Source organism: Sulfurimonas denitrificans DSM 1251 (assembly GCF_000012965.1).
Classification (GTDB): Bacteria; Campylobacterota; Campylobacteria; order Campylobacterales; family Sulfurimonadaceae; genus Sulfurimonas; species Sulfurimonas denitrificans.
In genome coordinates this window covers 1,704,553-1,717,022 of the sequence record NC_007575.1, presented here as the reverse complement: position 1 = coordinate 1,717,022, position 12,470 = coordinate 1,704,553, and the positions used below count along the sequence as shown (strand labels likewise).

General features: G+C 34.0%; 14 protein-coding genes. 13 read left to right on the top strand and 1 reads right to left on the bottom strand.

Translation table 11 applies throughout. The features are described 5' to 3' along the window. Positions 1-15 precede the first annotated feature (15 nt). The 3 genes from SUDEN_RS08520 to SUDEN_RS08510 all read left to right on the top strand — a co-directional run bounded on the left by SUDEN_RS08520 (position 16) and on the right by SUDEN_RS08510 (position 2,731). On the top strand, positions 16-453 hold the full coding sequence (locus SUDEN_RS08520) for a nucleoside deaminase (protein WP_011373253.1): 438 nt from the start codon (positions 16-18) through the stop codon (positions 451-453). A 587-nt stretch (positions 454-1,040) separates the two neighbouring features. Next, the gene (locus SUDEN_RS08515) at positions 1,041-1,625 is read left to right on the top strand and encodes an Abi family protein (RefSeq protein WP_011373252.1); all 585 of its coding nucleotides are present in this window, start codon (positions 1,041-1,043) and stop codon (positions 1,623-1,625) included. Then, positions 1,625-2,731 (top strand): tyrosine-type recombinase/integrase, encoded by a 1,107-nt coding sequence (locus tag SUDEN_RS08510; protein ID WP_011373251.1) that lies wholly within the window; start codon positions 1,625-1,627, stop codon positions 2,729-2,731. The genes SUDEN_RS08515 and SUDEN_RS08510 overlap by 1 nt, the downstream gene beginning before the upstream one ends. Before the next feature lie 4 nt (positions 2,732-2,735). Here SUDEN_RS08510 and SUDEN_RS08505 read toward each other — a convergent pair whose 3' ends face one another. Next, positions 2,736-3,209, bottom strand: coding sequence for a hypothetical protein (locus SUDEN_RS08505; RefSeq protein WP_011373250.1), 474 nt, complete (start codon positions 3,207-3,209; stop codon positions 2,736-2,738). A gap of 152 nt (positions 3,210-3,361) precedes the next feature. Here SUDEN_RS08505 and SUDEN_RS08500 point away from each other — a divergent pair, with 152 nt between their 5' ends. The 10 genes from SUDEN_RS08500 to SUDEN_RS11110 all read left to right on the top strand — a co-directional run bounded on the left by SUDEN_RS08500 (position 3,362) and on the right by SUDEN_RS11110 (position 12,449). After that, on the top strand, positions 3,362-3,604 hold the full coding sequence (locus tag SUDEN_RS08500) for a hypothetical protein (RefSeq protein ID WP_011373249.1): 243 nt from the start codon (positions 3,362-3,364) through the stop codon (positions 3,602-3,604). A 144-nt stretch (positions 3,605-3,748) separates the two neighbouring features. After that, the gene (locus tag SUDEN_RS11115; RefSeq protein ID WP_011373248.1) at positions 3,749-4,480 is read left to right on the top strand and encodes a DUF4373 domain-containing protein; all 732 of its coding nucleotides are present in this window, start codon (positions 3,749-3,751) and stop codon (positions 4,478-4,480) included. 245 nt (positions 4,481-4,725) lie between these two features. Beyond that, positions 4,726-5,079 carry a hypothetical protein gene (locus SUDEN_RS08490; RefSeq protein WP_041672293.1) on the top strand — a complete coding sequence of 118 codons (354 nt, stop codon included), beginning with the start codon at positions 4,726-4,728 and terminating at the stop codon, positions 5,077-5,079. Between the two features lie 159 nt (positions 5,080-5,238). After that, positions 5,239-5,733, top strand: a complete 495-nt coding sequence (locus SUDEN_RS08485) for a hypothetical protein (protein ID WP_011373247.1) — start codon at positions 5,239-5,241, stop codon at positions 5,731-5,733. Between the two features lie 165 nt (positions 5,734-5,898). Next, the gene (locus SUDEN_RS08475; protein ID WP_011373246.1) at positions 5,899-6,624 is read left to right on the top strand and encodes a hypothetical protein; all 726 of its coding nucleotides are present in this window, start codon (positions 5,899-5,901) and stop codon (positions 6,622-6,624) included. Between the two features lie 3 nt (positions 6,625-6,627). Then, positions 6,628-9,408, top strand: coding sequence for a hypothetical protein (locus SUDEN_RS08470; protein WP_011373245.1), 2,781 nt, complete (start codon positions 6,628-6,630; stop codon positions 9,406-9,408). A 134-nt stretch (positions 9,409-9,542) separates the two neighbouring features. Beyond that, on the top strand, positions 9,543-10,370 hold the full coding sequence (locus SUDEN_RS08465) for a hypothetical protein (RefSeq protein WP_011373244.1): 828 nt from the start codon (positions 9,543-9,545) through the stop codon (positions 10,368-10,370). Positions 10,371-10,385: 15 nt separating this feature from the next. Next, positions 10,386-11,141, top strand: coding sequence for a hypothetical protein (locus SUDEN_RS08460; protein WP_011373243.1), 756 nt, complete (start codon positions 10,386-10,388; stop codon positions 11,139-11,141). An 8-nt stretch (positions 11,142-11,149) separates the two neighbouring features. Beyond that, positions 11,150-11,467, top strand: a complete 318-nt coding sequence (locus SUDEN_RS08455) for a hypothetical protein (protein WP_011373242.1) — start codon at positions 11,150-11,152, stop codon at positions 11,465-11,467. Between the two features lie 238 nt (positions 11,468-11,705). Beyond that, a complete protein-coding gene (locus SUDEN_RS11110) occupies positions 11,706-12,449 on the top strand; it encodes an antA/AntB antirepressor family protein (RefSeq protein ID WP_011373241.1) in 744 nt (247 codons plus the stop codon). The last annotated feature ends 21 nt before the right edge of the window (positions 12,450-12,470 follow it).

The window sequence follows — 12,470 nt, the reverse complement described above, 5'->3', positions numbered from 1 at the left end:
ATTATAGGATGCAACATGGATAAATTTTTGCAAGCAGCAATAGAAGAGGCAAAAAAAGGTCTCAAAGAGGGTGGGATTCCAATAGGTTCAGTACTTGTGATTGATGGCAAGATTGTTGGTCGTGGACATAACAGACGAGTTCAAGATAGTAGCGCAATTCTTCATGCGGAGATGGATTGTCTTGAAAATGCTGGAAGAATGGCTGCCTCAGAGTACAAAAAAGCAATACTCTACTCAACGCTTTCGCCTTGTAGTATGTGTAGTGGTGCGGCACTTTTATATAAGATACCTAAAATTATCATAGGTGAAAATCGTACTTTTAAAGGTCCAGAGGAGTATGTCCGCTCTTGTGGAGTTGAAGTTGAAATTTTAGACAATCAAGAGTGCTTCGATATGATGCAAAGTTTTATCCAAAAAAACCCACAACTCTGGAATGAAGATATAGGAGAGTAAATTAATATAACGCCAAAATCAAAGTTAATTTTTTTTGTGGTATATTTTTTTTTGCGAATAGCAGCTTATGTGCATCTTTGCACCGTTACCTAGGTAACGCAAGGGGGCTTTTACCCCTTGCCCCCTAATCTTTATTTTTTATAATCACAAAATAGATTAGTATTTTTCTAATTGCTTAAAATTTAATTATTGTTATGGAAATGTTTGTTGAAGTGGTGGTGGCCAATCTCGGAATCGAACCAAGGACACAATGATTTTCAGTCACTTAAATAGTGTTTTTTAATATTTCTTAAAATCGTACAAATCCTTTGAAAAGTACCTATTTTAAGGGCTTTAAATGAGGTGTCACTTTTTTATATTCTTTTATATTTATATATGCTTTTTTAAAATTTGTAGTAAAAACTGTAGTAAAAAAAATATATATTTAGATACAATACAATGTTTCATAAGTTATAATAGTTTTAGAAGCGGTAAACAAATTTTGAGAAATATAATTAAGAAAGAAGAAATGTTTTTAAAACTCTAGGCTACACCTCTAGGATGTAGGCTTACAAGAGAATTACAATACGCACTATAGGTAAAAAAATATGAAAGACAGCTTAATAAATGAGTTTATAAGTGAAAAAAGGTTTAATAGCTACAGAAGTATTGAGGAATATAGAGCTAATTTACACTTTTCTAAAAAATCATATATACCTCTATCTGTATTAGAAATTGCCTTAAGAAATTCTATCGATAATCATTTGACAAATAAAATTAGTAATGATTGGTATTTAGATGAAACTTTCTTAACTCAAGACAGTATTCAAAAAATAAAACAAGCGATAGAAGTACTAGAAAAACGAAGAGAGGCAACTACAAAACATAAAGTAATTGCTGAACTTTCTTTAGGTTTTTGGGTGAATTTATTCAAAAAGCCATATGATAAGAAACTGCGCATAAATGATTTGAAAAAAATCTTTCCAAATTTACCTAACAAAAACAAAAAATTTATAACTAGAGATATTCTGTATAAAGAACTTGACCATATAAGAAACTTTAGAAATAGAGTTTTTCATTATGAAAAAGTAATAAATAAAAATAATTTTGAGATTATATTTGATGAGATATATGAGATTCTAAAATATTTTGATACTCAACTATATTCTTTTACACTAAAAGCGAATGAATAATGGCACTAAAACCAGCTGGCGGAAGATATGAGGGTGTTTGGATAAACGAACTCAAAAACGGTAATATTGCTTATTATATAAACTACAGAGACGAACACGGCAAACCCGTAAAAAAGAAAGTAGGCGTAAAAACTAAACAATCAAACTTTACTGTTAAAGATGCTTATGATAGATTGATACAAGCAAAACATCATCTTATGACCGGTGAAGAGTCTCCTTTTAAATCTCAAAGAGCTAAAAAGTTTACTTTTGAGGATGCGTGGCTAGCTTATTATGAATGGGCTAAAGTGAATAAAAAAACATATATCTCAGACGAACAATATTATAGACTACATATCGCCCCTACTTTTGCAAACAAAGATATCAAATCAATAAAATCAAAAGATATAGAGCAGTTTAAGCAGCTCTACACCTCAAAAGGCTATGCAGCTCAATCAGTTAAGCACTATATCGGTTTAATGCGCCACATCATCAATTACGCCATCAAAAACGACCTCATTAAAAACTATGCAAACCCAATATCTGGTGGCAAAGTAAAATTACCCACTATAGACAACGCAAGACAAGCTTTTTTATCTAAAGAGCAGGCGAGGGTTATATTAGATGAGCTCTTGCAATATGAGAACCCGCAACTTTATCAGCTTACGATTTTATTACTTTACACAGGTGCAAGATTTAGTGAAGTCGCATCACTTACATGGAACAACATTAATTTTGAAACAAATATGATTTATTTTAAAGCTACAAAAAACGGTAATGCTCGATGGGTATTTATGAATGAGTTAGTAAAAGAAGTAATAGAGCAATTAAAGGCAGACAAAAACAATAATCTCATTATCGCCAATACAAAAGGCAAACAGATGGAGCGTATGCTGCACAGCTGGCAGATTGTCGTTGATAATATAATAGATGAAAACAAAGAAGCAGACGCAAAGCAAAGAGTAACGGTGCATAGCTTAAGACACACTCATGCGAGCTGGTTAGCTATGGCAGGGCTTGATATTTTACATATAAAAGAGCAACTAGGGCACAAGACCCTTGAAATGACTATGAGGTACTCTCACCTCATACCAAATAAGAGGCATGAGGCGACGGAGTTGCTTTAAAAAGCTAAATTTTTAAAAGAAAAAGCTCTTTTGAAATAATAAAAAACTCTATCTCATTTAATGAGCTAATCGCTGCAATATATGATATTTTACGATCTGATGATAATTTGTCATCGTCACTTATATATTTTAAAATTTTTAATTGAAGATCTTCAATTTTTAACTCTTTTTGTCTTAAAAAAAATAAACTTACATACTCATCAAGCTCACCAAACGAATAATTATTATTAGTAATGTTAAGTTTTAAACTCATTTTTTGTTCAATTTGTAGTGAAAATGAATTAAAAAACGAATCAAGTTTTTTAAAAAAATCAAGCCTTTCAATTTTACCGCTCTCAAAAAATTCCTCTAGATCTTCTTTTGTGAAATATTTTTCAAGCAAAGTAACTAATACAACATGGTCTTTGTTTTTCCATCTGTAAAAACTTTTTTCTGAAATTTCTAGAATTTGAGAAAAAATCGTGGCATAAGAAGACATAAATACCTCATATATAAGATTTTAAAAATAAATAATAAAATAAATACTCAATTATAAGAAATTAAAGCTTTTTTTAAGCTTATCTCACATACAATACATTATCAAAATATAAAAGAATATAATCTTATATACGAGAAAAAATGGAGAAAAAAATGACAGAATTAGCAAAAATGATTTTTGAGCATACTGGCTCATTAATATTAAACAAAAAACAGGTAGCACCATTAATTGGTAAAAGTGTAGCTTTTATCGATCAAGCAATCCATCAAAACAGATTGGAAAAAATACCAATGTTTACCAAAAACGAAAGCGGCGGGGGTATTGAGTTTCACGTTGAAGATGTTGCAACTTTTTTAGATTTTAAAAAACAAATAAAAAGTAAACAAATAGCATAGTCGCCTTAGCTCTTACCCTGTCGCCAAACTAAGTAAAGAGCAAAAGGCTAGAACACACACTAATAAGGTATTAGCGCGGTACTGCAATTTTACCCCACAAACCCTTATAAAGTGCCTTAAAATGATTATTAGAGGTATAAAAAAATGAGTGCAATACAAAAAGACACATGTTATTTTTCTCACGATGCAAATGCAAAAGATGATTACAAATGTATGTACATGATAGATGAAATGGGACTTGAAGGGTATGGTATTTTTTGGATTTTGGTTGAAACTCTGCGTGAGCAAAAAGATTATAGATATCCGTTACGATTAATACCTAGTATTGCCAGAAAATACAACACAACACCATCAAAAATAATAGATGTAATTGAAAAATACGAATTATTTGAGATTGACATGCAAAGCTTCTTTTTTAGCCATTCTCTAAACCGCCGCATGAGCTTTTTAGCTCAAAAAAGAGAAAAGATTGTTGCTGCCTCTCATAAGGGAGTTGCAGCCAAAAGAGCAAAGCAAGAACAGCTGCTTTTAGAGCTGAGTGTAATAGACTCAACAAACCATCGGACAACCGATGGTGAACCAAGTAAAGAAAAAGAAAGTAAAGAAAAAGAAAGTAAAGAAAAAGAAACTCTCTCTCAAGAGAGCAGAGCAGAGAGAGATATTTTTTCAAATCTACAGAGTTTCAAAAAACACTTCATTCAGAAAAACACAAATGTACCCTTCTACACTCAGGGTATAGGGTATGAACCTACAACAGGTTTCAAGGTTAATGTTCACGGATATATTGAAAACATGAAAAATAACAAGGTACTGAGTAGAGAGCAAGCTCTTGAGGTATGGGATTATCTCTATAACTACTACCAGAGGGTGAGTTAGTCTCACTCTAAATCTATCTTCATCTAAGTCCTATCAAATGTAGGGCTTAAACGAGGATTGACCTCACGGGGCGAGTTGCCCTGAGAACCCTACAGTGAAAAGTAACCGTTGAGCGGTGGTGCTGGTGTGGGATGAGTTGCCGTGAAGGTGACTGAGCCGTGGAGCAACGGTATTATTTTTTTTAAATTTGATTTTGCATTTTACTTGAAAAAGTGTAAAACAAAATTTAACAATAAGGAGCAAAAATGCAAGAAGAATATGTTCGAACGATTGAATTGTTCATCTACGCAAAAGAGAACAATATAGGGCTTGAGCGATGCGACATGTACACGTTGCTTGTCGCTGGCTTACAACGCACTAGGTGCGAAAGTTATTGGTGTTTAAGCGAGCGAGTACTTAAAAATTTCTTAAAAATTGAAGATTTAAGCGAAGATTTAAAATCAAAAGCACAGCTATTTCTTGACGTTCTCGTCGAGTTCAAGAACGACAAATCGAGATTAAAAAAGAGAAAAAAAGAAGAGCGGGTGCTTAAAAAAATGCGGAAATATTTTAAAAAATTGAAAAAAAAAGGAGTAAAAAATGAAAGAGTTTCTATCTAATCTGTTATACATACCTCTTCCAAGTTTTGTATCTAAACACCTGAAAAAAATTAAATGGTTTTTAATTGTGGTGCTTGTTTTTGTGCTTGTAACATCAAGCGAAGACAGACCTCGCGCGGTTCGCGAGTTTATTTTAAATTTATTTTAAGGAGAGAAAAAATGAGAAAAACAATAGTAGCTATCGCGCTAATCGCTGTAACTGCGGCTCACGCATTGACTATCTCGTTACCCATTCAGTACGACGAAAATTCTACAAGCCCAAAAGAGCTTGAAGCTCTGCGGGAAGCCCTGCAAAAGGTAATTATACCACTCCCACGAGATGCCCTCTCATGCGAGAGCGGCGAGAGAACTGATATGCCTAAAAACATATATATCTCACGTGCGAGATTGTTCTCTGACTATCAGTTTATGATTGATCGCGATTTATACCTATTGCTAGCGAAGCGCGATAAATTGTCTGTGAGTCTAAGTCACTACTCAATCAATAGTGAAACAATCACGATAGGTGATAATCGTTACTTTTGCGTTCGTAACGACTACAAATACGACCCTATTTTCAATACAAAACAGCTTTTGCTAAACAAAAAGGAGCCGAAAAATGAGAAAGATACTTCTACTTTTACCCGTTTTATTAATTTTTTCAGGATGCAATAAGCCCGAAAAAAAGCCCCGAGGAGTTAATCTCTCAGGGTACGAGCAACATCAAGCTCAAAAACCGACACACCAACAACACGCCGCACAATCAATAACTAAGTTGGGCGCAATCGCCACAGGCGACAGCTCTGGTTCAGTCGTAAAACGCAAAAGAAGGATTTTAAAATGAAAATGACCGAAAAAGTTTTTAAGGAACTTCAAAAAACCGACAAAATCCCAGAAAATGCGGTTAAAAACGACTACAAGTTTTTACCTATTTTTCAAAATGCACAAATCGTAAAAGTCGAAAAGTTAGAAAAAATTGCGGTTTTTTCTAATCTTTTTCAACTCAAAAAATCAAGCGCAAAGCTCATGATTTTGCAACTTTGGGTATTTTTTATCAGGTATATTATACCAATTTTAGGTTTAATTATTTTAAGCACAATCGAAACTAAAGGCTTAAGTGATGTTTACTTTTATAGTAATTCACTCGCAATATTGTTATGTTTATATCTATTTTTTAGGATAAACAAAATTAAAAATTTCATGCTTAAAGTGACAATTCTTATATTTGTAAGTCTTGCATTTTCGACATTTTTCAATCTGTCAATCGGTATTTTTTCGATTGATAAGTTCATGTATCACTTTTCTTATAGTCTTACATTTTTTATGATTTTATTTTATTTGATAAAAGACATCTTTTTATCTGCTAATTTCGCAAAAATTTGGTACAAAGATAAAAATTTCTATCTTGCTCGCTCAAGCTCAAAACTATCAAAACTCAAAAAAATACTCATTGTATTTTTCACTATAAGTGCGCTTCTAACAAGCGTAACAATGGCAAGCATGGGCTATCTCGTCACTTCTAAAAAAATAGAAGTTGCTGAAAAGCTCCAATTTTCAAAAGAGTAAAAAATGAAAAAGTTACCTTTTTTACTTTTTGCGGTTGCTTTGACGGCAACCGCTTGGGCGTATGACCCATTGGCTGCAAATAAAGACCTTCCGAGCGGAAGCACGAGCTTTGCAGATGAGAGGGTAAATAACGTTGAAATAAATACCGACGTTACGGTGGTTGGCGAAGACAGTGCTTATAAGAAAGAGTTTGAAGAAAGTAGAGCGGGAAAGATAAAGACTGAGCAACCGTGGTTCACTCCTTTAAGTTTTACTTCATGTGACTCGCCAAAGGATTATGTTTGTCCGCCTCTTACACCTGAGAGAGTGAATGCCGGATATACAACGAGGGTGAATTTTTTTGATTTAGTAAGCGGTAGAATCGGGTGTTCTGTTCATCTTAATAACTTTTCAAGTTCTGATGCTATAAAGAATACAAATCAAGTCACTGAATATTCAGAGGTTTTTGTAAATAAAAGTTGTTTGGATAAATATTCGGATGCTCAAAATAAAGATACAGACGAGGAAACGCAGCAGCTTAAAAGAACGAACAGTGATTATATGAATGAGCTAAAGGCTCAAGAGTATAAATATACGGTTGATTACAAGCATAGCAAAGATGCCAAATTTTTGGATTTGGCGGATATTTTGGATGGGATAGTTAGTTTCAATGTTGATATATTTGACTTTGAGCAGACGCTTTTAACTCAAAAGTTAAAAACGAGAAGCGGATATACCACTCTTCCTAATGAAATGATTGTTACAAAGATGGAGAAGAGTTTCAGCAACCTCGTAGGACTGCTCACGGGCTTTGACTCTCAAAGTGAAAACGAGTTTCTATCTAATTCCGCTAATCAAGTGAGCATTAAAAATGCCGCAGATGCCGTCGCAAATTCTAGTTATTTTATGCTGTTAGACTTTTGGCTAAAGGCGAACGATATTATTGTTATTTTGGCGCAAGCTCTTGCGTTTGTGTTTATTGTCAATAACGTCATATTGACTTGGGCTATGCCTGCGATAAGCAATAAAATCATGCAAAAAAGGGATTATGACAGTAATCATATTCAACGTACCACAGTCGGCTTTTTAACGATAATTATGTTGTTTGCTGGTGATGTTCAAAAGCTAAATATACAATATGAAAGTAAAGCTCAAGGCGTTGCAAAAAACGAACTGATTATTCAACAGACTAATATTCAGGCGGCGATACAGTTTTTATATAGTGAAACGAACTATTGGGCGGATGCTTTTGCAGAGATTGGGATACGGGCTTATCTTAACAGTCTGAATGGAAGCACGGGGCTTTTTAATGAAAAACAGATAGACGCCATGACGACTGAGAGGAAAGTTCTACAAAAAAGTATGGAGTCTTATAGCACGATTGACACAGAGATGTGTTATGCGAATTATGATGTTGATGCCATTAAAAGTGCTTTAGAAACATACAGATCCTCAACATTGAGCAAAAACGACGGTGCGAACACCTTTTCATCCGTGCTGTTTGATAGCAAAGTTTCGTCATTAGATGCGAATCCTTGGCCAAAGAGTGAGGCGGAAGCGCTAGCGATTATGAAATATGCGCAAAGTTCAAATCAAGCTGTTATAAGTCCTTACAACAGTGTTGCTGCAAATAGCGACAGCGGGTTTGTTAAAGAGAGCGCAAAAGAGAAGTTCAGAGACCCGAATTTTGCGCCTATGAGTTTGAGTGGATGTTACGAAAACACTAAAAAATGGATTGCGGCGAAACAGAGAATAGGAGAGATTGATGCGCAATTTGCGAAGCTTAAAGACCCTTCTGTGAAGGATGCTAAAGTTGAATATATGAAAGTCGTAAACGAAATTCAGTGGAAAATGTTTGCAGAGCAGGGCTACTTAAGTATTGTTTATCTTCCGGTGATCAATCTAGTTTTGCAAAATTTGGGAATTTTGGATGATCTCGAACAAGCCACTAAAATCGATGACAACAATGAAAATGCTATTACAGATTTCGCAGAGTCGAAAATGAAAGAGCTTGCAACTGATATCCCCGTTTTAATGCTCTTCGGGGGGCATAACATCGCAAAAATGGTGCATGTTGTCAAAGAACCAATCACAAATTGGTTATTTAATCAACTCTCAACTGTTTCCGGTCCGATAGGAAAAGGCATAAATTTAAGCCGAAAAGCTTTAAATTATATAACTGAAAAAACAAAAATCAACAATGATTATGACGTCATAGATTTAAAAATCGCTGCAATTTTAATAAAGAGTGTTATGTCAAGTTTAGTAATGACCATATTTTTGGGCAGTGCGATACTTGTTTTCACGCTTTTATTTGTCGAGAAACTTTTTGCTTTTGTTGCAAGTATGTTTTTACTGATTTACGCTTTTGCGAAAAATCAAGAAGAGCGCATGGGAGTTGCATTTGCGAAAATTATCGCAATAGCCTTCAAAACTATTCTAATTGTTGTATGTGTCATTTTATCGATGTTCTCAATTTCACTTCTTAATTTTTTAGAGTTTTCACTTCTAAATAACGTATTTAATAGCCTTGACTCAATCGAAAATGCGAGCTGGAGCTATATGTTTAGTAGTTTTGAGTTTAGTAATTTGTTTTCACTCATCAAACTATTCTTAGACAAATATATCGTTTTTGGGCTAGTCAGTGTAACGTTTATGATCATTAAAATTATACTTGTTGTTCAGATGATTTGGAAGATGCCTGGCTTTATGTATGAGCTGATATATGAGAAAGTCAGCAGCGTAAGCGATAGTGTAGGAGAGACGCTACAAAGCGTGAACGAAAAAACAGTAATGCGTGTGTAATCGCCTTATGCGATTACGAAAGATATGCAATCGCCTATGGCGATTGCATTGAATTTTTTCAAGCCACTGAAGCTTAAAAAAACTTTAATATTAAATACCTACTATTTTAAACATCAAAAGGAGATACAAAAAAAATGAAAGATGATGATTTTATATTAGAAGAAGATAGCAATATGCCTCAAGAGGGCGATTTAATCTTTGATAAAGATAATGAAAAATTGGAAGAGCCTAAAAAACCACCAAAAAAATACACTCCAAACAAAGGCTCTACAAGTCCACCAGTCGGTGAAAGTATAGTAAACACACAAAGCTTGCAAGAGCTGCTGTCAGAGCTTAGTTTTATATCTATTCAAATACAAAAAGATACTGATGAGCTCAAAAAATTTGAGGGAATGGGCAAAGTTATATCAAATCTCGAAAGTATAAAAAACAAAGAGATAAACATAGATGTTGCACCTCTCATCTCTAAAATCGAGAGTGAAATTAATTTAATTTCTCAAGATTTAAAAACAAAAGCAGCTCAAATCAAAAATGATTTTGATTTTAGTGAATTAGATGAGATTAAAAAATCTCTTCAAGACGTTAACAATAACGTAAAAAAAGCCAAAAGCCATCAAATCTTTTGGGTCGCTCTCTTTGCGTTTGGGATGGGTATGTCAGCGCCTTATGTCGCTCCATACCTCAATGTAACATTACCTTTCTTGGGCGAAGTCGCCAAAAAAGAGATAAAAATAGTTGAAAAACAGGTGATTGTCGAAAAACCAATATATGTTGAGAAGCCTTTTTATGTTGAAAAAGAGGTAAAAGAGCCATGTGTTAATACCAACAACCTTGGTATATTTGATAATCCAAATGGTGATAAATCTCTGATTTATTTAAAAAATTTGGGTGAAGTTACCCAAAAAAAAGATGGTATTTATTATATACCATTAAAAGCGATAGCTAAAAATCCAAAAAATTAAAAAAAGGCAAAAACAATGAAAACAATAATTTTAGAAATAGATGATAACAACAACTCAAACGTGTTTCATAAATCACAAGTAATCGAGTCAAAATCAGTTGTAATATCTGACGGCGAGGAAGCGTTCGGGGAGATGCTCTTTGAACAGATGTCAACTGGTTCAAATCTTATAGTTGATCTCGGTGGTGGAAATGACTCTAAAAAAGGGCTCGAAATTATCAAAAAAGCCGATAGGGGCGACTGGACGTATATCGTTCCTGTCGGCAATTCATTATCAAGCGCGAAAAATGCAAAAGATACTTTTGAGTTAATCGGAAGACCCGAAAACACTGTTTTTGCTCTAAATCAAGTCTATGACATGTCAACAATTCGCAAAGATTGGATGTTCTGGTTTGGCAACAAGGCGCTAGGTATATCTTCACTTTTCGAAGAGCTCAACAATCCAAAAACAATAATGATTCCACTTAATCCATTTTTTGAGATCGCTGCGACTGCTGGATACACAGTCGGCGAGTTCGCTCAAATTTGTGAGCCTTTTCTCGAAATGCCAGACATCAGAGAAGTTATGTTTGAAAAATCGGGACGAGATAAAAATAAATATTTAAAACTTTGGGGGCAATATTGTCAATCAGTTGAGGCTAAAAACACACTTGACAAATTCATGCCTCAAATAGCAGACACGCTCGGACAACCTTCAAACATAGCCGTGTGTTCGACAAAGGGTGGGGTGGGTAAAAGTACCTTGAGTCATCATGTACTTTCACTTTTGTGAGCTAAAAAATGTCAAAGCTTGAAAAGTTTTTGAAAAATACAAAACCGTATAAGTCGGTTTTGCATGAGTATAAAGATGATATTTTTGAGCTCAAAAGACGAGGCTATTCAGCAGCTAAGATATGTACTTACCTCAAAGAGCTAAATGTAAATGTGACGAGCCGTAATTTAAATTACTGGTTAAAGCGACAAAATATTCAATCAGTCAAGCCGAGCACACCAATCAAAAATATTTATGTTGCACCAAAAACAATTCAAAAAAAAGAAGCCACTGATCAAAAAGACCCATTCGAGATGATGAGTGACTTTTTTCCAAGTGATAGCTGAAAAGCCCTATTCTAGGGCATAGGAACATATTGAGAATGTTTTGAGAACATATTGAGAACATATTGAGAATGTTTTGAGAACATATTGAGAAACAAAAGAAGAGACACACCCCACGCCCATTTGGGTGAGCTGCTTTAAAAATCGGTGAAAATTATCGTTTTTTTCTCAAATTCACTTTAATTTTCGTTTAATACTTAATACCTACCATTAAAAACCAAGACCAATTCAGGAAACCAAAATGAAAAAACCAGTGCAAATAATAAAAGTTACAAATAATAAAATAGGCGAAGAAAAGCTTCAAACAGTGAATTCAAGGGAGTTGTGGGAAGAGTTAGGAAGTCAAGACAAATATTCAAACTGGATAAAGTATCAGATTGAAACTTTAGACCTAGAAGAAAAACTAGATTTTGAGGTTATTCGGAAAAATCCGAAAAACCTACAACAAGGCGGAAGACCTGAATTTGATTACATCATTACACTTGATGCAGCAAAGCATATAGCCATGTCCTCAAGAAGTTCAAAAGGTAAAGAAGTTCGTAAGTATTTTATAGAGATGGAAAAATACGCTATACATATTTTACAGGAAAAAGCTATTGATGGAAACGTTTTAAATTATGTTCGGGAACAACAACACTATATAGAAAGAAGACAAGAAGCAACTTTAGAAACGATTTCTGATTTTTCAGAATTAAACGAGAAAGTAGTTGGAGCCTTAAAAAATTTATTAAACACTGAGCTGGATGGTTTGCTTGTTTTAAACAAGGCTCTAGTTGATAGTATAGAAGAGCCAACAATTCAAAAAATGTATATTTCTATCACAAAATCTATAGAAGATAAAAGAGATTTTTTGTGGAAAGTTATCAGTAACCAAGTTGAAGAAACAAACAAACACAACAGCCAAATTCATCAATTCTCTGAAACCAAGCTCAAAGAACTTAAAAAGGATTTGCAGACAATCATAGAAAGAAAAAACGCTATCTAGTAAATTTCAAAAAAAGGAGGT